We start from the raw sequence: 24,191 nt of genomic DNA, 5'->3' as shown, positions 1-24,191 counted from the left end.
GTCGGCGTCGTGCCGGCGTAGCTGTAGGTCGTGCCGCCGATCGTGCCGGTGGCCGTCGGGTTGGCCGCAGCCGTCACCGAACCGCTGCCCAGCGCGACGTCGTTGGCGTTCGCGGCGCTCGCGGCCGAACCTAGCGCCAACGACCCGTTGCCCGCTGCATTCGAGGTATTGCCCAACGCGAGCGAGCCGGTACCCGTGGCCGAGTTCGCGTTGCCGATCGCCAGTGCACCCGTGCCGTTGGCCGTGTTGTTCGCGCCCACCGCCACGGCACCGGTGCCCGTGGCCAGGTTCGGATCGCCGATCGCTACCGCGCCATTGCCGCTGGCCGTCTGCTGATTGCCGATCGCCACCGCGCTGCCGGCCGTCGCGAGCGATTGGGACCCCATCGCCACCGAGCCGACGCCGGCCGACGACGAGGCCGTGCTGCTGTCGCCGATCGCCACCGTCGAAGCAGCCAGCGCGTTCGCGTTGTAGCCGATGGCGGTCGCCTTCGCGCCCGACGCCGATGCGGCCACGCCCGCGGCCATCGAGTTCGCGCCCGTGGCGCCGTTGTTGTTGTAGTTGCCCTGCTGCGTGCCGCCGTCGTTCACGCTGTAGTAGTGCGTTTTGTTCGCGTCCACAACAGTGCTCAGCGATGCGACGCTACTGTTCGTCGTGGAAAGCCCCGTGGACAGGCTGCTGATGCCGGTCGAGGTCGAAGTCGATAAAGAGGACAGGCCAGTGCTCAGGCTGGAAATGCCCGTCGAGGTGGAAGTGGAAAGGGAATCGAGATTGCTGTTCGTGGTGGACAGGCCCGTACTGAGTGACGAAATACCGGTCGAAGTTGAAGTCGAAAGCGTTTCGATCGCGGTATTGGTCGCAAAGAGTTGCGAGCCGTTGATCGCGTCCGTGCTCGTGCCCGTGACCCGGCCGGCCGCGACGTTCGTGACTTGGCGTTCAGAGCCCGGCTTACCAACGCTGACCACGCTCGTCGGCGCCCCGCCCGCGTACGTGTATGTGTTGCCACCGATTACACCGTTCGGAGTCGGATTCGCAGCAGCCGTGACCGAACCATTTCCGAGTGCGACACTTCCCGCGTTTGCAGCCGTGGCACCATTTCCGAAAGCCATTGCATTCGCGGCCGAAGCAACCGCGCGCGTGCCCACTGCGACAGAATTCCCCCCGACAGCCGAGGAGCCATTTCCGAGTGCCACATCATTAATCGCAGTCGTGCTGCCTTTTACGCCCGCGATGGCCGAAGCACCGATAGCCGTTCCGGAATTTGATGCGGCAGTCGCACCCGAGCCGAGCGCCGTCGAATTTGTTCCATCAGCTTCCGACACGTACCCGATTGCCGTAGCTTGTGCATTCGTTGCGGACGATTGCGACCCGACCGCGATACCATTTGCGCCCGATGAAGTCGCGGAATTTCCGAGGGACACCGCGTAGTTCGCAGACGCGAGGGAAGATGCGCCGAGCGCAATTGCAGACGTTGACGGTGCAGCCGCCGTGGAACCGATCGCGATTGAATTCGTGCCGCCGCTGACCGCGCCTTGGCCGAATGCCATCGCGCCCGAACCACTGGACGTTGCTGAGGTGCCAAGAGCAACCGAACTTCCGCCGACAGCCGTCGCGTTAGCGCCGAGTGCCACATCATTAACAATCGTAGTGCTTCCGGCCACACCCGCAACCGCGTTCGTGCCTGCTGCGAAGGAATCAGTGCTGTACCCTCTTGATTGCACGCCGATAGCGGTGGCGCGGAGACCCGCTGCCTGTGCAACTATGCCTAATGCCATTGCGTTTGTAGCGGATGTTGTTGCGCTTGTCCCTAAGGCGACGCCATTGGTCGAGGTTGACGTCGCCCGTGCGCCGAGAGCAAGGGATTGTGTGCCACTACTAACGGCGAAAATACCCATTGCCACGGCACTGGCCCCGATTGCGCTAGATGTCGCACCCAGTGCCGTGGCATTGGTCCCGCTTGCGAGAGCATTCGCACCCAATGCGGTCGCGGCGGACGTGCCTGACGCAGTAGCGCTTGCGCCGATTGCGATATTGAACTGCGCGGATGCGGTACTGTCGAGGCCTATCCCGACCGCGCCGGTGCCCGACGCCGTGACGGCACAGCCGAGTGCCACGTCACCCTGATTCGCACCATACGATGCGGTCGTACAACCCGTTCCCTGATAAACGGCATTCTGGGCGTACGCCGCATCAGGCGCACTCAGACCCGCGACGATTGCGACCGCTGCAACGGTTATCACACTGAGTGCGGGCATGCCGTCCCAGAAGCCGTCCGCGATGCCATTTATGTCGCCTGCGCTTCTAGCGACGACACTGCTGGTACCTTTACCGCGCGCCGAGTCCAGTTCGGATACCGCGACATATGCACCCAGCGACTCGTTCCACACCGTCCGATAGATTGTGTTCATGTAGATCACCTGGTTAAAGTGCTTTTTGTTTTTCCACCTTCATTGATCAGGAATGCATAATTGCTAAGATGCTTTCCGGCAGCGAAGGTATTTCCCTTCTGCTATTTCTCCATCATCCATGCACGAATGCCACGTCCGTGCATGCAGCCCGCTTCGACGAGATGGTCGGTCAAGGAGGTGGCGTTTATCGCGCCTTGCGGATCGGTGGCGGCGTGCGTGTCATAGCACCGCCGGTACACCTGCGTCGTCGCTGCTTCCCGCCCATGCAGTCCGGACGACAGGCCAACGTCATATGCGCTGACGGCCAGTTCGTAATGCCGGGAAGCGTATTGGGCGATAAGCGCATGTACCGATCGGCGGAACCATTCGATACGCGAGCGCGCCGCTTCGGGATCGATGTCCCGGTCGCGAGCCTCGTCATGCGCGAAAGCGCCGAGGCCGGCCAGAATCACTGCCAACGTGCCGCTAGCGGCAGCGGCATCGGTCTGGAACCCGTGCTCGGCAAGCGAGCCCGCCCGCCTCCCATGTAAAGCCGTCATCCGTGCCGATGCGCTCATGCCGCCCCCCCGTTCCCGTGTTCCTGGCAGCCTTCCGCCCCCGCACTGGCAAACGCATCCGTGACGAACCACCCCTGCACCCATTTCGCTCCGCATTGCTGCGCATGCGCCATGTCCTCCGGTTGCTCCACGCCCTCCACGACGACTTCCTCGGCCAATTCCGATGCGAGCCGTACGAGTCGCGCGAGACGCGCCAGATGAGCTTCGCCGTACCGCGCGGCGACGACGAACGATGCATCGATCTTGATGACGTCGGGCGTTCGGATCCCGATGGCGGTCTCGACGCCGTAGCCCACGCCAAAATCGTCTATTGCCACCCGGCAACCGGCCTGCCGGAGCCGTTGTGCGAAGCGTCGGCCTTGCGCGGGGTCCAGCCGCGCGGTTTCCGTGATTTCCACCACGAGCCGCCTGGCAACCTCCGGCGTGCGTTCGATCAGTTGAAGCACGGCTTCCCACGCGATGTCGATCGCCGCACTTTGGCCGGAGAGGTTGATCCCCAGCCGGACATCGGGCGACGCGCGCAGCAGCGTAACGGCCTGCCTGAGCACATGCCGGTCGAAGGCGCGGATGAGTTGAAGCCGCTCGAGCGGCGGAATGAACTGGGCCGGACGCAACAGACGCCCGCGAGAATCGACCACCGTTGCAAGGCATTCGCAATACAGCACGTCGCCACTCCCCGACGCGTGGCGAATCGGCTCGCGCCGCAGCAACACGCGCGCTTCGCGCATCGCCCCGAACACCTCCCCTGCCCAATCCATGTCATTCATCTTCTTCTCCGAACCAGTTTCGACTGGGTAATTCGTTGTTTTCGAAACACGACAAGAAGCACTCCGGGGGGGGGGTGTGCAAAAGGGTTCCCTTGTGCCAAATTGATAAAAAAATCCTGATGTGCCGGGAAAGCCCCGTGGAATAAGGAGGGTGTCGAGCACTGAAAGGGGGCGACAAAAAGGAACCTTTTTGTCCAGTAGAATGCGATCAACCTTGCAATTGATGACAATTGTTCGAAGCCGGGCAACGTCACACCCGAAGGAGACCCAATGAAGTTCCTGTCGCGGGGTTGCGGCAACGACCTGCGCCCTCCCGCTGCCTTGTTAACATTCCTGCAATATGCATATGCGAAGCCGACGGATCACCTGCGCCGGCTATATCGCGTTAGCTCCTCCGCGACAAGATTGCGGTCTGCCGGAGGTATGTCATGAAAATGGGTTATGCGCGGGTATCCACCGAGGAGCAGAATCTCGCCCTCCAGCAGGACGCATTGCTTCGCGCGGGTTGCACCAAGCTCTTCACCGACCGCGGGGTGTCGGGAACCGGATTCAGCCGTCCGGGGCTCGATCGCGCCCTCGCGCGGCTTTCCGCGGGCGATACGCTCGTCGTCTGGAGACTCGACCGGCTTGGCCGCTCGCTCAGCAAGCTCATCGACCTGATTGCGTGGCTCGGACGCCACGGGATCGGATTCGTTTCGTTATCGGAGTCGATCGATACGACCTCGGCTGGCGGCCTGTTGATGTTCCACATGATGGCGGCTCTGTCGGAGTTCGAGCATCACCTGATCAGCGAACGCACGCGGGCCGGCATCCTTGCCGCGCGTGCGCGCGGCCGCACGATCGGTCGCAAGCCGTCACTGACCGATGCCCAGCGCAATCAGGTCATTGCATTGCTTGAAACAACGCCGATCGGCGAAGTCGCGCGCCGTTTCAATGTGCATCCACGCACGGTCAGGCGGGCAATACATCCGCAACGCGGCGCAACCCAGCCCGGCAGAAGCGAATAACCGGCCACCACGCACGTTCCATCCCAACAAGGAAATCGATATGCAGTTGTCCCGATGTTTTGCAGCCGAACGGTTCGGTACCTTCCTGGATGTCGCCTGACCGATGCCGGCCCCCGTGCAGTATCGGCCGGCGCTAGCGGCAACCGGCTCCGGCAACGTCACCGTCATCTCCTGCTTCGCCGAGCCGGCGGGTGCAAGCCTCGTCAATCATCGTCGCTACGCGGCCACCCACGGCTATTGCCACAAGTGGGTGGACATGAGCGACGGTCCGCGGGGGCCGCAACTGCAGGCACTGCACCGCTACGAGTCCCTGCTGGCCGCGCTCGAGGCTGCCGCCGACAATCATCTCGTCCTGCTGCTCACCGAGAACGCCGCGATCGTCCGGCCCGTTGCGCTACCGGGCCTGATGGCCGGACGCGATCATCTGATCGTCTCGACCTCCGATTCCGCGTTGCTGCACAACCTGCAGGTATGGCGCAATACGCCCGCCATACGCGCGCGGGTACGCGAGATTGCCGCATGCTGCCGGCTGGGCGGCGCACCCTTCATCGACGAAACCCGACTGCTCGACTCGGTTTCCGCTTTACCGTGGTATGAAACCATCGACAGCCTATGCGCGGTCATGCCTGCCGGGCCGAATGTCGACCCGCGCTGGAGCCGGATACCGACGTTCGCGATCAGCCTCGACACGGCGATGCACTCGCCGCCCGAGCTCGGCATCGTGCCGCGATTCCGGGAGACCCTGTTCGGCCACGTCAACCGGTGCCAGTCGCACGGCGAACCGCTATTCGATACCGTGCTCCCGACCGATACCGAGCCCTCGCCCGAGCGCAGCACGTTCCAGCCCGGTCATCCGATTGCGCTCGTCACGCTCTACACGCCCGATATCGCCTGCTACGGAAGAATTGCCGAACGCAGCTTCAAGCGTTACTGCGAACGCCATGGCTACACGCTGCACGTGCACCGCGACAGTCCGCGCGAAGTGGGGTTGACGGGTACCGGCAACTGGCTCAAGCCCTGGCTGCTGCACGCCTATCTGGCACATCACGAGTGGGTGATCTGGGTCGATGCGGACGTCCTCATTGCCGATCACGACCGTGAGCTGGAGCCGCTGCTCGCGCAACGCACACAGTTGCTCGCGAAAGACATCGGCCAGTGGCCTTTCAATGCGGGGGTGATGGGGTTTCGGCGCACCGAGGCCAATCTCGCAATGCTGGCCGCACTGATGCAGCGTATCGCCGCGCTACCCGATCGCTCGGGTGTTTACGCGGGAAACGGCGATCAGTTCCATTTCATCGAAGCCATGCGCGAGCACAACCTGCTGCACGAAGCCCTGATCGACAGCCCGCTTCGGCTCAACACGCCATGGTTCATGCGCGGCCCCGACAGTTTCATCGTTCATTACTTCGGCATGTGGACGCAAATGCGCGCGCTGATGATGGAGCACGACGATCGCTGCGGCTGAGCGAATACGGCGGCGAATACTCGCCGCCGTCCTGTTCCACCGCAGTACTTAGAACTTGTGCCGCATACCGACACGCCCCGCAATCTGATGGTCCCCCGACGCGGCCCCCGTGGTGCCGACAATCCATGCCGGGCCTGCCGCACCGGTCGCCCGCTGATAGAAGGCCTGCGCATATACGTCGGTACGTTTCGACAGCGCGTAGTCCGCCATCACGCCGCCCTCGTGCCAGTGCCCCTTTGCCACACCTCCCGTCTGCAGGCCTTCCCTCACGTGCGTGTAGTCATACATCGCTCCCAGCGAAAACGCAGGTGTCATGGCAAACTTTGCACTCACCTCGTAGTTCTGGAAAATCATCGAAGAGAATCCGGCGAGGTTGTGAACGTTCGTATATGAGAAGACTCCGCCCAACGTGAGCTGTCCAAGCGCGAAGTTGGCACCCGCCGCCGCCACGCGTTGCCATCCGGCGGTAGCGAAAGGATCGCCGTCCGTCACCGCGCCAAACGTCGTCCTGGCCTGCCTGTTGACGTTCAGATACGCCGCGCCGATAACGAGCGGGCCGTTGCTGTACGACCCGCCTGCGCTCCATGCACGGTTCGTCTTCGTGCCGCCGGGATCGTTGCTGAAACCATAGAGTCCGCCAAAATTCAGCCCGCCATAGGAGGGGCTCGCGTACTTGATCGAGTTGTTGATGCGGAAGGAATTGTTCGTGTTGTCGTTGTCGAACGGATGCGAGAAGAACTCCCCGCCCCAGCTGCCATTGGCGGTCAGCGGTCCGACGTAGTCCACCACGGAGTCGTATTGGCGCCCCATGGTCAGCGTGCCGGCCGTCGTTGAACTCAACCCGACGTATGCCTGTCGGCCGAACATCCGTCCCCCCTGACCCAATGCCCCGTTATTGAGGTCGAAGCCGTTCTCGAGCCGGAAGATCGCCTGCATGCCTCTCCCCAGGTCCTCTGTTCCAGCCAGCCCCCATCTGCTGCCCTGCAGGACACCGCTTTCCATCTGATAGGCCCTTCGACCGCCGACATTCGACGTAAAGTCGAAACCCTCATCAATGAGACCATAGAGCGTCACACTACTCTGGGCATACGACACCGACGAGAGCAGACTTAGAGCCGCACTTGCCAAGACCAGTCTTTTCATTCGCGTTCTCCAGATTACCGAGCCTTCGTTCAATGGACCAGGGGCCGGCTCGCGCTCCCCGTCAGCCTTCGCAGCCAATCCGATGCGCAACTTCACGCTGCCGGGGCCCGGCCATAGGTGTCCTCGAGCCGTACGATGTCGTCCTCGCCCAAATACGCCCCGGACTGGACCTCGATCAGTTCGAGTGGAATCTTTCCGGGATTGCTGAGACGGTGCGTCGTCCCGACCGGGATATACGTGGACTCGTTCTCGCTCAATATGACCTGCTGCGTGCCGTTGGTAACGAGGGCGGTTCCCTTGACGACAATCCAGTGCTCGGCGCGGTGATGGTGCATCTGGAGGCTCAACTGGGCGGACGGATTCACGACGATCCGCTTCACCTGGAAACGGTCGCCGCGATCGATGCCTTCGAACGAGCCCCATGGACGAACCACACGTCGATGCGCGACGGATTCGCCACGGCCCGAAGCATTCAACGCATCCACGATCTTGCGGACATCCTGCACGCGGTCACGGCGGGCCACGAGCAAGGCGTCCGCGGTTTCGACGATCACCAGATCGTCCACGCCGACGGCCGCGATCATCCGGTGCTCCGCGCGGATATAGCAACGCGACACGCCCTCCGTTATCACGTCGCCGATCAGGACGTTGTCGTCCGCGTCCCCCGGTGCGAGATCGGCCAGCGCGCTCCATGAGCCGATATCGCTCCATCCGATCCGGTCGGCCACCACGACGGCGGCCCGGTCGGTCCGCTCCATCACCGCGTGATCGAGCGAAATGTTCGGGCACGCAGCAAAGTGCATCTCGTCGAGGAACACGTATTTCCCGTCGCGATTGGCATGCCACCAGGCCATTTCCGCTTCGGCCACGAGCTTGGGCTCGCAGCGACGCAACGCCTCGATGCAGGCGGAAGCCTTCATCATGAACATGCCGCCGTTCCATAAATAGGCGCCATCGGCAAGCAAAGCGTTCGCCGTTTCCGCGTCGGGCTTCTCCACGAAACGGTCGACCGCAAACACGTCTTGCAGTCCATCGAGGGCGGCGCCACGCGCGATGTAGCCGTATCCCGTGTGCGGCTCCGTAGGCTGTATACCGAACGTGACAAGGTAGCCTTCCGCGGCGGCCCGCGTCGCCTGCCCGACGGCATCGGCAAACGCCCTGCAATCCGAAATGACGTGATCCGACGGCAAGACGAGCAGCAATGCATCGGGCGAGTCTTCCTGCGCCAGCAGCGCCGCTACGGCGATGGCAGGCGCGGTGTTGCGCCCCACCGGCTCCAGCGCGATGGCCAACGGTGCAACGCCGGCCTGTCGCAACTGCTCGGTGACGAGAAAGCGTTGTTCGTTGTTCGCAATCACGATGGGCGAGACCGCCTCGGGAAGCTGTGCCGCGCGCATCGTCGTCTGTTGCAGAAGGCTCTGCTCCCCGGTGAGCGACAGATACTGCTTCGGATAGCTGCCGCGCGACAGCGGCCATAGACGGGTTCCGTTTCCGCCCGCGAGGATGACTGGATAGATCGGCATTTACTCCTCCTTTGTTGCGGCCAATAGCCGTCGTGACTTCAATGAACCCGCGCGTACGAGCCGCGCAAACCGGCGATTCCGTCTTGCGCCAGATGAATGGCGACGTTGCGTAACCAGCGCCACGCCTTGCGTACGGCGCGCAGCGCCATGGGTTGCATCGCGAAGCGGGATCGTTGCGCCTGGGCACGGAGTCGGCAGACGATCGCCTCTGCCGTGGTGAAGCGGCCGAGCTCCCAGTCCCAGTAGAGGGGATAACGCAACAGCACGCCGGCGGTCAGCATGTCGACGGTAAGCGGCCTGTCCCGCGCGGGAATGCCGCTGATCGCATCGTGTGTGAGTCCCCAGCCAGCGTAGAACGGCATGCCGTACGTAAAGACTGCCTTGCCTCGCAGGAGCGCGTCGAAGCCCGCGAGGGAGGTCAGCGTGTGGACCTCGTCGGCCGCGTCGATCAGCGACACGATATCGGCCGCCGTATCGACCACATCGACGACGTCGTCCAGGCCAGGATCCCCGATCAGTCCCCTGCGATTGCCCGCGAGCACGTCAGGATGCGGTCGGTACACGAGCCACGCAGCGGGGCGTCGCTTGCGCACTTCGTGGAGCAGCGCTTCCGACGTGCGAATCCCCGGGCAACCCAAGCGCACCGACGCATCGTCGGCCACCTGTCCGGCAACCAGCACGACCTGCACGCCGGCCGGTGCGGTCCAGGTCGGACGCCCGCGCCCCAGGTTGTACTTGGTCAGTCCGGCCGCGACGATACGCTCGCGCAATGTCCTGGCCCTTGCGAGTTCGGCATCGTCGAAGATCGTCCGGTTAAGCAGCGATGCAAGATCGCCCGGGCGGTGGGGATCGAAATAAATGCCGGTGCGATCGATCACCTGGCTGTAGGGCGCGCTCAGATCCGAGCCCAGGCCGCAGGAGTGAAGAAAGCCGTCCTCGATGAAAAGTCGCGGCGCGGTACCGCGCGAATGCCGCACTTCGCGTGCGCCCCACGTGGCGATATGGTGATCCGCCACAGCGCCGGACGGTTCCTTGACCCAACTAATTTTCTTCGCGGCGCCGCCCTCGAGGAACGGTTTGACGAACGGACGCTTCCACCACTGGAATCCACACGCGGCAATCAGCCGAATATCGCCGTACCGTCGCGCGACTTCGTTCTGCAGTACCATGCTGGCGACGACTGCATCGAGCGTCCCCTCCCGATGCGTGGACGGATCCAGGTAGTGCGCGAGTCGGACGAAAACGGCGTGAAAGAACGCTTCCCGTGTTGGCGATGAGCGGCGTCCGTACTGAGGCTGCCGATCGTCGGTCAGGCCCCAGCCCGCGTAATATGGCCTGCCGAAGACGTGGACCGTAGCGCCGCGCAGTAGCGCATATAACCCCTCGGTGGCGCCGAGCGTGTACACATGCCGCACTTCCGGGAGCAACGCATGAAAGCTCCCGTCGTGCGTCGTCAAACACGCGTCGTTCGATAGCGCCTGCGCCGTGCCGGAAAGCCACGGGCCGCTTCCTCGATCACCGGATCGAACGATCCATGGCGTCTGACCGGGATGCTCTTCCTTCGCCGCCTGCAATAGTCGGCGAAACGCCGCGCGTCGGTCCCTGCGGGAGCAGGCGAACGGATCGGGCGACGAGAGGCGTTCGTCCACGATAACGACTGCCGCGCTGTCATGAGGCGAGCCGGTACGCTGTGTGGATCGCTCCAGGCCCGAATCGGCACCGGCATACGCATCCAGTAGCCGGTTCATGAGTGCGCGCCATTCGTCCTCGCACGCGAGTTTTCCGCTCTCATCCAGCGCGGCGTTCAACGCTTCGAGGAACGATGCGGGAATCGACCTTGCCGCCAGAACTTCGAACCACGACAGCCGTTTGCACGATGCGTGCGAGCCCTCCTGAACCGGCCCGTTCCATACGTACGTCCGTCGGGCGCAACGCATTCGCCACACGAGTTGCCGGTACGCGCGCGCGGCCATCATGCGAGCCGCTCCAGAAAGGTTTCGAGCGCGGCAAAGTGCTCCGGCCAGGTCGGCTTTCGGAATCCGGCCATGCGCTCCATCTGCCGCTCGCGGTCCTTGCTGTACGGCTGGGCATACGCTTGGATGCGCGCAAGCCACCCCGCTCCGTCCAGCGGATCGAGATAGTCGGGCACGTCGCCGGCAATCTCGCGAAACACGGCGAGATTGCTGGCCAGCACCGGCACACCCATGGAGAGCGCCTCGGCGATGGGCAACCCGTATCCTTCCACGAACGAAGGGAACAGCAGGGCGCTTGCCGAACGAAGCTGCGCGAACATCGTAGCGTCGGAACAATCCGGCAGATAGACCACGACCTCTTGCAGCTCCGGACATTGCTTGAGCATGTCGAGCTCGTTGGCGCACTTCCATCCCTGCCGCCCGACAATAACCAGCTGCGGCACGGCATTGCCCCACCGCGCGACGAGTTCGCGCCATAGGTGCAGGATGAACCAGTGGTTCTTTCTGGGCTCGATGGTGCCTACCATCACGAAATGGGGACGAGCGATGTTCCGACCCGAGGACACCGGCAAAGGCTCCGTGTCGACGCCAAGCCTCGCCACCGCGGCCGGCGGCATCGGCAGTCCGTTCTCGTCGGCGAATGCGGTCAATGCGCGCAGCGTGGCCTGCGAATTCGTGACGATTCCGGCGGCGAAGCGCAGCGTCGTAGTTATTCTTCGCGCATGCTTTCGTACGCTGGCCGACCGGCAATAGTGCGGATGCGTGATCGGGATGAGGTCGTGCACCATGACCACGGTACGCGTTCCCGCGGACGACGCCGCGCGAAAATACCGGCTGTATTCCAGACCGGAGTGGGCGGTGTGGAGAACCGTTTCCCGGCCCTGCCACGGGAGCGGGTCGGGCCGCATGCTCGATCCCTCCAATACCCGCTGGAGCGCGCGCAACGACGGTGCCTTCAGACCAGCGCCCTCGTTCGGCCCCAGCAGCAGCCGGAACAAGCGATACGATGCGCCCCGTGTCAGTGTGACGGGCACGCCGCGAATGGCCACGATGGCCCGAGCCTGCTCGCCATAGCGGCGCACATAGGCAAGCCCGACCCGGTCCACGCCCGTGGGGCGAATATCCCGCACCCAACGATGAACGAGGCGTGTCACATCGAGGCGCAAAGGACACGGCGCCGTGCCGGCCCACTCCGTCGCGTTCGTCATCAGGCGGCCTCCTCCTCCGGCGAAAGGCCCACGGGAGGATCGTCGCTGCCCGTCGATACGATCGCGTGCCGGTGCGTCGTGAGCGGCCACACCACCTCCGCCGCGGCTTCACCGGGCCGCGACGCCCCGCAAGACGCGTCACCCTCGACGTCGCCGGCATAGAAGCTACCGTTCAGCTGCGTGTGATCGATCAGCCAACGGCGAAAACGCCGGTATAGCGCCATATCGGGAGCGAAGGTGCCCGCGGCTTGCCAGAACGCATCCAGCTCGCCCTTGAATACGAGTCCTTCGATGTCGTACACGGGGTCACCGAGCGCTTTCACGGCCAGCCCGTGATGGACACCCGACAGACCGACCGTGCTGTTCACGACGACGAGACCCGCCGCATGCGCGAGAAGCGTCGGCAGATGCTGGTCGTGGATGTAGAACACGCGGCCCGAGATCCCATGTTCTGCGCACACCCGCTGGATGAAACGGCCGTAGTCGTTGTGCCCTCTGTCCAGCGGATGATGCTTGAACACGAGCACGCATGAGGGCGGCCCATGGCGCGAGAAGGACGCGATCACCTCGCGTATGAAGGGCTCTATGGACTCGAAACGGGAATGGACGCGAATCTGCGAATCGATCGCGGTTTGAAGGGATACCAGGAAAAAATGCTTGCTCATTGCACCGGTGAGCAGGCGCGTCGTTTTTCTCTCGAGTACTGCGTACAGGAGCTTACGCCAGCCGGCACGCACCCAGACAAGCGCTTCGAGAAGCGAAAGCCGCCGGTGGTGGCGGTAATGCGGAAAGAGCGCGGCGCCGAGCGACCCCGCGAGAAAATACAAAGCCCCCCACAACGCAAGCCACGCGAACACGTTGCCCACCTGTTGCTCCGGCACGTCCGGTCGCTCATCGAGGGACTGGTAGAAGCCGGCATTGCGCGGAACCTGCGAATGCCCGTTCGTGCCGTCCCGCTCCATGGTGACGAAGTCCGGTCGCACATAGCCTTCCTCGAACACCCACACTTCGATCGAGCGCGATCGGGCCAATTCCGCTGCCGTTGCGTGATAGCCGCGACAATCGCCGAACAGGAGTACCGTGTCGATCTTCTCCTGCTCGAGGAGCGTGTCGAGGAAGACGGGCCAGTCGGCCCCAGATCCGGTGTAGTTGATCGATCGCATCGGAAAGAAAAGCCAGTCGCCAGCGTTGAAGTTGACCTTGTATACGGCGTGCGCGCCCGCAGCCTTCAAGCGCCTCGACAAGCGCCGGAAGAACGGCCCCACCGGTCCCTGCAGCAGCAGGACGTTCATGTCTTTGAAATACGACCAACCGCCCGGAATCATCTCGCTCGTCCCCAACGAAGGAATCGCCGCCCTGGCACTGCGCGCCCACGAATGCGCTTTTCAGGGCCTGACGGTACGCAGCGTTTCGTTGACTTCGCTCGCCGCGCTCCTCAACGCGCTGGCAGCCTGTTTAGCCGTCACGTTTTCGCCCACGATCAGGGTCTTCGCACAGGCAACCAGAAAGACGAAGGCCACCAGCCGAAAGGCGAACCCGGTATAGACGCTGAGCATCATGAATACGAGCGGAATCGACGCGAGTACCAGAGACACGATGGGCGAGCATCCCAACGCGCTCACCGAGAGATACATGACCACCGTAAGCAGCACGGTTTTCAGCACAAGCACAAGAAGCGTATTCATAGGAATCCCAAAGTTAGCGAGTCGAATGGAACTGCCGCGCAACGACGTGAGCCCCCTGCCTGTCGCGAACACGGCCGGTGCGTCCGGCCATGCCACGCTCAGGCGGACGAAGCGAACGTCAAAACGAGTACCCGTTCTCGTTGCGCCGGATGTCGGCGTCGACCATCATCTGGCACAGCTGTTCGAGCGTCATCGTCGGCTTCCAGCCGAGTTCGCGTTCGGCCTTCGTCGCATCGCCAATGAGCAGATCGACTTCTGCCGGACGGTAGAACCTCGGATTCACGCGCACGACGACGTGGCCCGTTTTCGCGTCGATGCCCACTTCGTTCTGTGCCCGGCCTTCCCACTCGAGATGAAATCCCGCGGCACGGGCTGCCAGCGTGACGAAGTCACGCACCGTCTCGGTGCGGCCGGTGGCAAGGACGTAGGTATCCGGACGACTGGCCTGGAGCATGCGCCACATCCCTTCCACGTACTCCTGCGCGAAACCCCAGTCGCGCTTTGCATCGAGATTGCCGAGTTCGAGCACGTCGAGCTTGCCCAGGCGCATCTTCGCGAAAGAATCCGTCACCTTGCGCGTGACGAACTCGCGCCCGCGCAGCGGCGACTCGTGATTGAAAAGAATCCCGCTGGACGCAAAGAGGTTGTAGCTTTCGCGATAATTGACGGTCATCCAGTGTGCAAAAAGCTTGGCTACGCCATAGGGACTGCGCGGATAAAAAGGTGTGTTCTCGGTTTGCGGCACGGCCTGCACGTGTCCGAACATCTCCGACGTGCTGGCCTGGTAGAAACGCGCCTCGGGACGCGCAACACGAACCGCTTCGAGAAGATTCAGCGGGCCGATGCCGGTGATTTCCGCAGTGGTGACCGGCTGCTCGAACGACACGCCGACGAAGCTCTGTGCCGCGAGGTTGTAGACCTCGTCGGCGCAGGTCTTTTGCAGCAGGCGCACGCTGGCGCCGAGGTCCGTGAGGTCATACTCGACGAGCTCGAGCCTCGGATGTGTTTCGATGCCCAGTTCCGCCAGGCGCCAGAAGTTCACCGAACTCGTTCTGCGATACGTTCCGAACACCTTGTAACCCTTCTCGAGCAGCAGCTTCGCCAGATACGCACCATCCTGGCCGCTCACACCCGTCACGATTGCCCTGCGTTCCATTACGCTCTCCCTGTCGCGTTGATAGGTGTTTCCCGCCTCACGTCGCCGCCGTGGCGAACAACGCTTTGCGGTACGTCTCGACGTTGGTCGATGTGTCCGGCTCGTTCTCCATGCGCTGCACGCCATTCCCTCTGAACGTGCCCGCCTCGATGATCTGGCTGAGCTGCAGGTAGTTGCCGATGTCGAAGAGTTCGACGCGGCCCGGGTAGTAGCGCGAAAACTGCATGAACGTTTTCGTGCGCGTCGCGATGACCGGACGGTTCAGATTGACCGCCATCGACATCGGACCGGAAGCGGACTGCCCAACTTCCAGATAAGGCAGCAGCACCGCATCACACACCGCCATGGCGTGCGGAAACTGCTCATCGCTCATCGGGCCCATGAAATGGGTGCGGCGCGAGATATCGGAAACGTGACGTGTGCGCGCGAGGCGCAGCAGATCGTCCACCGAGGTGGTGAGACTGATTGCCTTGCCGTGCCCGGTTCCGATGTCCTCGAGCCAGTTGCGCCCGGGGCTCACGATCCTCAGCAGTTCGGCGATGTAGGGATCGAGCGGCACGCCCTGCTGGATCGCCTCGGGATGCACTCCGCCGAAAATGGCGAGGTGATAGTTGTCGGGAAGCAGGTGCAGTGCGCGCAGCGCCGTGTCGATGCCCTTGTAGCTGCCGGTGAATCCGAAGCAGCCGAGCAGCACGTCGTCCTTGCCGAGACTGCCGAGCAACGGAAAGCTGTCGCGCGTCGCCTTGGCCGTGTAGCCCTGTGCGTCCGCGTCGGAGTAGTAGGCGAGCGGATGATCGTGGACGTGCGAGATACGCTCGACGAGCTTCATCGTCTTCGCCTCGCGGCGCGTATGGACCACGACGCTCACATTCTTGCGCCACTGCGCGCGCCGGATGGCACTGTAGATGCCCTGTCCGAGCAGACTGCTTTCCTGCCGCGAGCCGATCATCTCCGACCACGCCTTGCCCAGCTCAAACTCCCGCAGCAGGGCACGCACGGCCTTCCAGTTGGTCCCTTCGCTCTCGAACACGGTATGGAACGTGATGCAAAGCTGCGGCGCTGCCGAAATGATCCGGCAGATCCGCCGGTACGCATCGCGCTTGTTGCGCCCGAATATGCCGTGCTCGAGCTGGACATTGACGCAATCGAACCCCTTCAGCTCCTTGCAGATGCGCTCGATTTCCAGATTGGCCATCTTGCGTATCCGGCGGCTGCGGTGACGAAACACGTACTGGTCGAGGTCGAACACCGTGATGTCGAACCACGGCGACAGCTGCCCCACGATGGCACGCGCATAACTGGCGATGCCGCACAGTTCGTCACACGTACTGATCACAGCGAGTTTTGGCTTGTCGCCTTTCACCCTCATTCCCCCGGTTGAGTTGTAGTGTCGGCACCGTCGCCGGCCGCCGTTTCCTTGACCGGCTGGCCGCAATATCGCGCCCATGCCTCGTCCACCGAATCGCAGACGGTCAGTTTTCCCGCGTTCAGCACGGCCGCGAGCGTGCAATGCTGACGGATGAGATTGGGGTCGTGCGAGACGAGGATCATCGAACGGTCGCCGCGCTTGACGAACAGTTCCTCGCGACAGCGCTCCTGAAACTGCTGGTCGCCCACCGCAATGACCTCGTCGATCAGAAAGCAGTCGAACTCCACCGCGATCGACAACGCGAACGCGAGCCGAGCGCGCATGCCGCTGGAGTAGACCTTGATCGGCTCGCGCAGGTAACGGCCCAGCCCGGAAAACTCGTCGACGAATGCACGCATCTTCGATTCGTCGCAGCCGTACACCCGCGAGATGAAGCGCAGGTTGTCGAGCCCGGTCAGGCTGCTCTGGAACGCGCCGCCGAACGCGAGCGGCCATGAGAGGCTCATATGACGGCGGATGGCGCCGCTGGTCGGCTGCTCGACTCCCGCCAACAGGCGGATCAACGTGGACTTGCCGGCACCGTTCGGGCCGAGAATGCCGATCTTCTGCCCTCTTTCGAGCACGAAGTTCACATCGTCGAGAACGACCTTCCTCCCGCCGCGGGCCGGATAGATCTTCGTCACTCTGTCGAGCTGGATCATCCCGCCTCCACCCGCCGATGAACGAGCCGCAGGACCAGCAGCCCGGCGAGGAACAGGAACGACGAGACCGTCACCATGTACGCCACGCTGTAGTGCCACGTGTAACCCTCACCGAGGAAACCGCTTCTCAGCATTTCGACGCCATGTACCCACGGCAGCAACAGCACCGCGTCGCGTGCGGCAGGCGGCAGCCAGTCCACCATGAATACCGCGCCGGAAAACGGAAACAGCAGATACGTGACGGTGTGCCACACGCGCTCCACCATTTCGGAAAGTTCGCTGACCGCGCCCACGAACACGCCGAGCCCCGTGGACAGATACGTGGTCAGCAACCACGCGGCGATCACGCGACCGGCGTGCTGGGGCAACTCCGAGAGCCCCGTCACATGGAACACGATTGCGAGAAGATAGAAAGAACAGGTCGCGCCCGCCACTTCGAGCAGGATGCGGGCAAGGAAGACGTCGATCGGCTTCACGTTGCGATGGAACAGCAAGCTGAGGTTGGGCGTGAGACCGCCCACGCAGCGCGTTGCGCAGTTGCGCCACAGCAGGACGGTCGAATAGCCGGTCAGCGCGAATTCCACGATGGGAACGTGATGACCGTGCGTGGACCGCGTGATGTACCACAGGCCCGCAATGCCGAGCGTGAACGTCATGGGTTCGACGAACAACCACAGAAAGCCGATGTTGTGCCTTCCGAAGCGCGTGATGATCTCGCGCATGAACAACGCCGCAATGACGCGCGTTTGAATGGCCAGGGAGTCGCGAAACGGAGTGGCGAACATGGGTGTTACTCGAGCGTGTGTTCACGGATACCGGAAAGCAGCAGCGAGAGCAGCCCCCATGTCACGAGCCCCATCGTCAGCACGATGAGAATGGCGCGCAGGCGTTTCGGCTCTTCGGCGGCATCGGGCAGACGCGGTTGCACGACGCGTGCGATATAGAGCTGCTTTTTCGCCACCTCGCTGCGGGCCTGCTCCTGCAATGCGAGCGCGCTTGCGAGCTGCCGCTCGGCAAACTGCTTCTCGATGCTCAGGCGCTCGAACTCGCGGCTCCTTGCCGCGAAGCTGCCGTCGCCCCTACCCATCACCTGGGTGGAGACTGCCGCCATCTCGTATCCGATTGCCGCGATGCGGGTTTTCAGCGGCCGTATCTGCGGATTGTCGGGAGACAGCGATTCAACCTCGGCAAGCCTCGCACGGGTAGCCAGCATCTCGTCCTGCAGCTTGCCGACCAGTTGCAGCTGCAGGGCGGACTGCCGGTCCGGATCGAATACGGCGTAGCTCATGCGGTATTCGCTCAATGCAAGTGCCGCCGACTTCACGCGGTCCTGGGCCTCCTCGACCATCGCGGACGCGTACTGCATCTCGTCCTGGCGCGCACGCCGGTTGAGTTCGTTGACGAGCGCCTCGCTCATCGTCAGCAGGCGCTCGTTGATATCGCGCGCCGAACGCGGATCGAAGGCCGAGGTCCTGAGTGTCGTGATACTGGTCGTGCTGTCGTGGACCACGGCAACGATACGATCCCGATAGTAGTCGAGGAATTTCTCGTACGTCGCATCCGCGCTGCCGAACTGCGGGAAGCGGCTGACGATGTCTCCGTGGGGATCGCCAACCCGTTTGCGAAGCTGGATTTCGTGGTCGAGGGCCTTGAGCGCATCCATCGAGAGGACGTAGTCGTTCACGATCCACGCATCGTCCTGCGCGCGACCCAGACTGCTTTCCGCGAGGAAGGAACCGAGCAGCGAACCGCCCGGCTGGCGTTGCTCGCTACGCACGACAAAGCGGCTTTCCGACACGTACACGTCGGCTGCGACGAAGCCGTAGTAGACGATCGCGACCGTCACCGGAATGACGACCGTGAGCACGAACAGCAGCTTTGCAGGCGTGAGCTTGTAAGAAGTCGAACGCGGCATCTTGCTGGGATTCCACCTGTATGTTCTTTGGGAGCCTTGCGCGGGAAAACCGACCGGTATGTCCATGCCGTTGCCTCCGCCTAACGGAACTGCGTGCCGACGCTGACCGCAGGAAATACGACCGTATAGAACAGGTTGGCCAGTTTCTGTATGTCGGCCACGGGCGCATTCGATACGTACAGCATGTCCTTGTCGTGCATGGAAAACTGCTGCGCGATGAACATGCTGGCCGGATCTTTCATGTCGATGCGGTACACCACCGGCACACGCCCATCGGCGGTGACCGGCATGGCTTCGTCTCGCGCAACGGCCAGCGACGCCGCGTCTTCGAGACGAAACACGAACACACCGCGCGCATCGGCTCTCGAATCGAGCAGGCCACCCGAGCGCGCCAAGGCTTGCGCGAGCGAGATGCCCTGCCCCTCGAAGCCGATTTCCTCGTTCTTGCCTGTCGCGCCGAACGCCATGAAGCTGACCGGCTGGTAGAGCGCCGTGACCACATCGCCCGCCTGCAGCGCGATGTTCTGGCGCGGATCGCGGATCACCGCATCGAGCGGCATCGAGAACACCTGGTCGCCCCGCGTAATCTGCACCGTCACCTTGGTTACCGATTGCCGCACACCACCGGCTGCCGCAAGGGCGTCGAGCAAACGCTCGCCCTTGGGCGTCAATGGCACGCGCATGCTGCTGCCCACGTCGCCTACCACCGTCACGTCCGCCGTCGTGTTGCGTACGATTCGTACCAGCACCTGCGGTTCGTTCGCCTTCGATTTCAGCCGGCTCACAATCGTCGATTCGAGTTCAGGGATGGTCATGCCGGCCGCGCCGATGCTGCCGGCGAACGGCACGATCAACCTGCCGTTCGAATCGATCGTCTGCTCCGGCAACGCAGTGGCCTTCGCCGCGGCCGGTGCCGTCGAACCGGTCGTGTCCATGCTGCCGAACAGCGTCGCCGGTGGAGCCTCCCAGATCGTGATGGCCACGATGTCGCCGCGCCCCAGCACGTCGGTCCGTGACCGGGCGGGCTCGAAGTGGTCGGCGAAGGTGCGACGTGTGTCGCGCATGCGCATCCGCCCGACGGCGTCCGGCGTCAGGTCGACCACCTTGATGCGCGCCTGCGACTGCTGCTCGGCGACGATGTCGCGTGTTGCCGGGCCATCGGTGGGCGCCAGTGCGCACGCTCCGCAGGCCAACGACCAGGCAAGCACGCCGGTTCGAAACATGGATCGGGTATGCATATCACGGTTTCGGTCGTACCTCGGCGCGCCGCGCCGCGGCTGCGTCGGCGGTCTCGCTCACGACTTGAGACGCCCCTTTGGTCAGTTGCGCCGTGCCGACTCCCGCCGCAACCAGTGCCGCCATGACGGCCTCCGCACGACGGTCCGCCAGCCGCTCGTTCAAAGCCGGCTCGCCGGTGTTGTCTGCGAACCCGGACACCTCGAACGTCGCATTCGTGTGATCTTTCGCGTACGCGATCCATGCCGAGGCCGCCTGCGCGAAATCGACAGGTAACGCGGCACTGGCGTATCCGAAGCGAACTTCGAGCAACGGCGCCGCAGCAGCGGAACCCAGCTTCGGGGCCGCGGCGGGGCTCGACGCGGGTTCGGATGCAGCGCCGGCTGCAGAAGCGACCGACGCAGGCGCGGACGAAGCTGGTTCTGGCGACGATGCCGGCTTCACCAACACCACCGGCTCCGTTGTAGCCGCTGTCTTGTCCGCTGCACCCGGGAGGCGATGCGTGCAATAGGCAAGGGTCAGCAAGGCCGCGAGCACGAGCAACAACAGCAGGATCGCCCACCACGCGCGACGCCGGTGCCTGTCCTCCTCGTCGCCCCGCGCGGGCGCCGCTGTAACGGGGCGCGTCGCTGCCGTCTGTGACTCCAGGGTCGAGTCGAGCCAGGCCACGGCAGACGGAATGCCCAGCGCCAACAGGAATCGGTCCTGCAGCCTCGGATGAATTGCCTGCCGCTGTGCGCGCAGAATGCCGACGAGGGAAGCGCGGCTCGCGCCGCCCGGACCCGTGACCCACGCATGCCGAAGCACGGCGAACGTAAACGGCGCGATCATGGCAAGCAGCGCGTGGCCGCTTTCCACCTTGAGATGGCCCATGCTCGCCGCGGCGTGGCCCATGGCGGGGAGACGGTCGCCGAACAATTCGGCGAGCAATGCCGAGCCGGCCTTCATGTTGGTTTCCGTTACCGCGCCACCTGAAAAGAAATTGTCCGGATTCGTACGCACCAGCGACCGGTCCAGCCGCGGCGAGTCGAGCACGGCCGTGAGCGCATCGGCACCCGAGAGCGTGGCCAGCCCCCGGTGGACGATTGCCGCAAGAAGATTCGGCAGAAGCAAATCGACTGCATCCTTCACATCGCTCTTCGCCTCTCCGAGAAACAGAGGGGCCTGTTCACTGATCTGCGTCGCAATCAGGCTATGCAATGTCCGAAGAATGTCGGGATACGTCATACACAGTTTCTCCTTGCGGTGGTGTATAAATTTCTTTTTTTATTGCTCTTCCATTCGAATCCAAACTTCAAAACGAATAAATCTATTACCGGCGTGCAACATCCGGAAATAAATCCATTGAACAGACGACAGCCGGCCACCACACGCACGAATTTGCGTATGGACGAGCGAAACGCGACCGACGGAGATCGGTCACATCAAGGGCTTTAACGGGATGAGTCGTCGAATCGTGCCGCGAGACGGCACATGACGATATCGAGGTGGATTCCCTGCTCCGCTATGCTGCGGATCATAATGGGCACACACGAGACGCTGTGATGCGTGATTCAAGTATAGAGTGTCTTTCCAATGGAATGCAACAAAAAGCGACGGGGCAGCAGCACATTCGGACACCTCATTACGCACGAACAGAGGCGGTGCTTCAATCAATGCCCCGTCCGGGTCGGTCCCGCCCACGGAAGTTATTCGCGCTCGACCTGGTCCTTTTCCCGAGCAGCCGCCATTCGTTTTCCTCGACGCAATGCGCGAACACGACCTGCTGCACTACGAAACGCTGATTGACGGCCACTGCCTGCTCGGCACGCCATGGTTCGTGTGCGGCCCCTACAGTTTCATCGTTCATTACTTCGGCCCGTTCGCCGTAGTCGCCCAGGCCTTCAATGTCCATAAGCGAACGCTACAGCGTCATTTGAGAAAATCCGATTGAAGGTGGATTGCGAACCTTGCACCAGACCTTGACGCTTTCGACGGCTTTGAATTTTTTATATCTTCATGACAAGCGTCCATCCGAGGCCGTCGTGACGATCAGAACTTGACCTCTGAGAGCCGCTGATTCGCGAGCACGAGATCGAAGGCGGCAAGATCGAAGCTACGGCCACACCACTCGAGGAACTGGTCCTGCTCCTCGTGCGTCGGATCGGTGATCGCTTCGAGGAAGTCGGCATATCCTGGCACTCCACCGACGTCTTCCGGTGGACAGAAGTTATCTGGCTCGCCATAGTGGGTTTCGCCGAAACGAACTCGTACAGTTGCCCGCCTTCCCAGCCCATGGCCGGTCGCAGCACGACATGCAGCTTGCCCGGTCTGATCGAACCGGGAAGGCCGGCATACATGTCACGGTTTCGGTCGGACCTCGGCGTGCCGGGCCGCCGCGGCATCGGTGGCCTGGCTCACGATCCGGGACGCAGCTTTCGAGAGCCGCGACGTATCGCCCCCGGCCGCCACCAGCGCCGCCGTGACCGCTTCCGCGCGACGGTCCGCGAGGCGCTCGTTCAAGGCTCGCCCGCCCGTGTCATCGGCGAACCCCGTCACCTCGAACAGGGCATCCGGGTGATCCTTCGCGTAAGCCACCCATTCCGAAGCGGCCTGCTTGAAATCGTCGGGCAGCGCGGCACTGGCATAACCGAAGCGAACGTCGAGCAAAGGCGGCGCCGTGCCGGCCTGTGGCTTCATGCTTTCAGGCGAACTCGCCGCGGATTCGGAGGCCTTGTCGAGTTCGGGAGCGGTCGATGTCGCAGTTGCGGACGATGCCGGTTGTGACGACGATGCGGGAACGGCCGATGCCGCCGCCTTCTCGGTTGTGTCAGGCGTGTGATGCGAGCAATAGGCAAGCAGGAGCAGTACGGCGAGCAAGAGCAGCAGGATCAACCATAACGCACGACGCCGTCGCTTGCTTTCGTCCAGGCGCGTTTGTGCGGTCGCACTGAGCGGTCGTGTCAGAGCCGCGTCGGGATCGGCGGTCGATTCGAGCCAGGTCGCCGCGGACGGCATGCCGAGCGCCGACAAAAAGCGCTCCTGCAGGGCCGGATGAACGGCGTGCCGCTGAGCGTGCAGAAGGCGGACAAGAGACCCGCGGTCGGCCCCCTCTTCACTGGTCATCCACGCATGTCGGAGAACGGCGAAAGCGAACGGTGCGACCATCGCAAGCAGTGCCCTGCCGCTTCCGAGCTTGAGGTTCGCCAGGCTTGCCGTGGCACGCTCCATGTCGTGGATGCGATCCCCGAAAAGTTCGGCGAGTAGCGCGGTTCCTGTCGTCATGTGCGATTCAGTTACCGTACCGCCGGAAAAGAAATTGTCCAGATTCGCTTGCGGCAGTGCCGGATCGAGGCGAGGCGAGTCGAACACAGCCATCAATGCAGTGGCTTCCGACGGGCTCGACAGCCCCCGGTGAACGATTGCGGCGAGCAGATTCGGCAGCAGCGCGTTGACGGCCTCTCTCACGTCGCTTTTCGCTTCGCCGAGAAAGGACGGCGTCTGCTCGATGAGCGGCGCTGCAATCAGGCTGTGCAACGTCCGAAGAATGTCTGGATACGTCATAAACGGATTCTCCTTGCGGTTTAAAAGCTTCCCTCTTTTGATTCCCTTTTTTCGATATCGCCATTTATCACGGAATGCGAAATAAATACGCAACTTCGCGGGGCACCACGTTTCTGAATCGACGCGCAAACGACGGCCGCGCGCGCGAACCGCGCGCAAGGCGAACGAAAACCGCGACCGGCGAAGGCGGGTCGCGATTATTGCTTCAAATGGGAGGAACGCCGAATCGTGCCGCGAGACGGCACACGACGATTTCGAAGTGGATTCCCTGCTCCGCTATGCTGCGGATCATGATCGTCGTCGCAACATACCGCGAAGACGGCTCCAGTATAGAGAGCCCGTGTAGCGGAATGCAACAAAAAATCAGCTTCCGGGCCCTACAGACATTGCATGACGCGCGAACAGTACGGAATCTCGTCCGACATCCTTTTTCCATCGTAGCAATACTAGATCCGCCACCGGCATGCCCAGCCCAGCCTGCTTGAGCGCGGCCGCGATCTGTTCCACCGAGTATTGCTTGCGCTTCATCGCCAAC

The 24,191-nt window shown here is 62.9% G+C and carries 21 protein-coding genes and 2 pseudogenes; 3 read left to right on the top strand and 20 right to left on the bottom strand.

Annotated elements, in window-relative coordinates; genetic code table 11:
• From BT264_RS40250 to BT264_RS33920, 4 genes and pseudogenes are all read right to left on the bottom strand, one after another.
• Positions 1-620 (bottom strand): annotated as a pseudogene (locus BT264_RS40250) (hypothetical protein); the annotation flags it as partial.
• A 462-nt stretch (positions 621-1,082) separates the two neighbouring features.
• Positions 1,083-2,408, bottom strand: a pseudogene (locus tag BT264_RS40610) (ESPR-type extended signal peptide-containing protein); the annotation flags it as partial.
• A gap of 101 nt (positions 2,409-2,509) precedes the next feature.
• A complete protein-coding gene (locus tag BT264_RS33925; protein WP_143155804.1) occupies positions 2,510-2,965 on the bottom strand; it encodes a hypothetical protein in 456 nt (151 codons plus the stop codon).
• Positions 2,962-3,732, bottom strand: a complete 771-nt coding sequence (locus BT264_RS33920; protein ID WP_072444794.1) for an EAL domain-containing protein — start codon at positions 3,730-3,732, stop codon at positions 2,962-2,964. Before BT264_RS33920 ends, BT264_RS33925 begins: the two co-directional genes overlap by 4 nt.
• A gap of 428 nt (positions 3,733-4,160) precedes the next feature.
• On the opposite strand from BT264_RS33920, the gene BT264_RS33915 reads away from it, so the two are divergent.
• Positions 4,161-4,739 (top strand): recombinase family protein, encoded by a 579-nt coding sequence (locus BT264_RS33915; RefSeq protein WP_072444792.1) that lies wholly within the window; start codon positions 4,161-4,163, stop codon positions 4,737-4,739.
• A gap of 103 nt (positions 4,740-4,842) precedes the next feature.
• Positions 4,843-6,204 (top strand): glycosyltransferase family protein, encoded by a 1,362-nt coding sequence (locus BT264_RS33910; protein WP_072444790.1) that lies wholly within the window; start codon positions 4,843-4,845, stop codon positions 6,202-6,204.
• A gap of 48 nt (positions 6,205-6,252) precedes the next feature.
• On the opposite strand, the gene BT264_RS33905 is transcribed toward BT264_RS33910, so the two are convergent.
• The 13 genes from BT264_RS33905 to BT264_RS33845 form a co-directional block, all read right to left on the bottom strand.
• On the bottom strand, positions 6,253-7,347 hold the full coding sequence (locus BT264_RS33905) for a porin (RefSeq protein ID WP_072444788.1): 1,095 nt from the start codon (positions 7,345-7,347) through the stop codon (positions 6,253-6,255).
• Between the two features lie 92 nt (positions 7,348-7,439).
• Positions 7,440-8,870, bottom strand: a complete 1,431-nt coding sequence (locus BT264_RS33900; RefSeq protein ID WP_072444786.1) for a mannose-1-phosphate guanylyltransferase/mannose-6-phosphate isomerase — start codon at positions 8,868-8,870, stop codon at positions 7,440-7,442.
• Positions 8,871-8,908: 38 nt separating this feature from the next.
• A complete protein-coding gene (locus tag BT264_RS33895; protein WP_256260755.1) occupies positions 8,909-10,846 on the bottom strand; it encodes a capsular polysaccharide export protein, LipB/KpsS family in 1,938 nt (645 codons plus the stop codon).
• Entirely contained in the window at positions 10,843-12,051 is a 1,209-nt protein-coding gene (locus BT264_RS33890; protein WP_072444784.1) for a glycosyltransferase family 4 protein, read from the bottom strand. The genes BT264_RS33895 and BT264_RS33890 overlap by 4 nt, the downstream gene beginning before the upstream one ends.
• Complete coding sequence (locus tag BT264_RS33885) at positions 12,051-13,343, bottom strand: capsule biosynthesis protein (protein WP_256260754.1); 1,293 nt, start codon at positions 13,341-13,343, stop codon at positions 12,051-12,053. The genes BT264_RS33890 and BT264_RS33885 overlap by 1 nt, the downstream gene beginning before the upstream one ends.
• 93 nt (positions 13,344-13,436) lie before the next feature.
• Positions 13,437-13,736, bottom strand: coding sequence for a hypothetical protein (locus BT264_RS33880; RefSeq protein WP_072444780.1), 300 nt, complete (start codon positions 13,734-13,736; stop codon positions 13,437-13,439).
• A 118-nt stretch (positions 13,737-13,854) separates the two neighbouring features.
• The gene (gmd, locus tag BT264_RS33875) at positions 13,855-14,892 is read right to left on the bottom strand and encodes a GDP-mannose 4,6-dehydratase (protein ID WP_072444778.1); all 1,038 of its coding nucleotides are present in this window, start codon (positions 14,890-14,892) and stop codon (positions 13,855-13,857) included.
• Positions 14,893-14,929: 37 nt separating this feature from the next.
• A complete protein-coding gene (locus BT264_RS33870; protein WP_371293689.1) occupies positions 14,930-16,255 on the bottom strand; it encodes a glycosyltransferase family protein in 1,326 nt (441 codons plus the stop codon).
• 2 nt (positions 16,256-16,257) lie between these two features.
• Positions 16,258-16,962 (bottom strand): ABC transporter ATP-binding protein, encoded by a 705-nt coding sequence (locus BT264_RS33865; RefSeq protein ID WP_072444773.1) that lies wholly within the window; start codon positions 16,960-16,962, stop codon positions 16,258-16,260.
• A complete protein-coding gene (locus BT264_RS33860) occupies positions 16,959-17,747 on the bottom strand; it encodes an ABC transporter permease (protein ID WP_072444771.1) in 789 nt (262 codons plus the stop codon). Before BT264_RS33860 ends, BT264_RS33865 begins: the two co-directional genes overlap by 4 nt.
• Before the next feature lie 5 nt (positions 17,748-17,752).
• Positions 17,753-18,877 (bottom strand): KpsE/RkpR family capsule polysaccharide export protein, encoded by a 1,125-nt coding sequence (locus BT264_RS33855; RefSeq protein WP_072444769.1) that lies wholly within the window; start codon positions 18,875-18,877, stop codon positions 17,753-17,755.
• 80 nt (positions 18,878-18,957) lie between these two features.
• Positions 18,958-20,100, bottom strand: coding sequence for a polysaccharide biosynthesis/export family protein (locus tag BT264_RS33850; protein ID WP_072444767.1), 1,143 nt, complete (start codon positions 20,098-20,100; stop codon positions 18,958-18,960).
• A 16-nt stretch (positions 20,101-20,116) separates the two neighbouring features.
• Positions 20,117-21,340, bottom strand: coding sequence for an OmpA family protein (locus BT264_RS33845; protein ID WP_072444765.1), 1,224 nt, complete (start codon positions 21,338-21,340; stop codon positions 20,117-20,119).
• Positions 21,341-21,860: 520 nt separating this feature from the next.
• On the opposite strand from BT264_RS33845, the gene BT264_RS39665 reads away from it, so the two are divergent.
• Positions 21,861-22,046, top strand: a complete 186-nt coding sequence (locus BT264_RS39665; protein ID WP_072444763.1) for a hypothetical protein — start codon at positions 21,861-21,863, stop codon at positions 22,044-22,046.
• 98 nt (positions 22,047-22,144) lie between these two features.
• Here BT264_RS39665 and BT264_RS40240 read toward each other — a convergent pair whose 3' ends face one another.
• The 3 genes from BT264_RS40240 to BT264_RS39415 all read right to left on the bottom strand — a co-directional run bounded on the left by BT264_RS40240 (position 22,145) and on the right by BT264_RS39415 (position 24,184).
• Positions 22,145-22,294 (bottom strand): plasmid pRiA4b ORF-3 family protein, encoded by a 150-nt coding sequence (locus tag BT264_RS40240; protein ID WP_256260753.1) that lies wholly within the window; start codon positions 22,292-22,294, stop codon positions 22,145-22,147.
• Positions 22,295-22,453: 159 nt separating this feature from the next.
• Positions 22,454-23,656, bottom strand: coding sequence for an OmpA family protein (locus BT264_RS33830; protein WP_072444761.1), 1,203 nt, complete (start codon positions 23,654-23,656; stop codon positions 22,454-22,456).
• Between the two features lie 363 nt (positions 23,657-24,019).
• Positions 24,020-24,184, bottom strand: coding sequence for a hypothetical protein (locus BT264_RS39415; RefSeq protein WP_177318438.1), 165 nt, complete (start codon positions 24,182-24,184; stop codon positions 24,020-24,022).
• Positions 24,185-24,191: the final 7 nt, after the last annotated feature.

Source organism: Burkholderia sp. NFPP32 (assembly GCF_900119325.1).
Classification (GTDB): domain Bacteria; phylum Pseudomonadota; class Gammaproteobacteria; order Burkholderiales; family Burkholderiaceae; genus Burkholderia; species Burkholderia pyrrocinia_C.
This window is presented reverse-complemented; position numbering and strand designations above follow the sequence as displayed.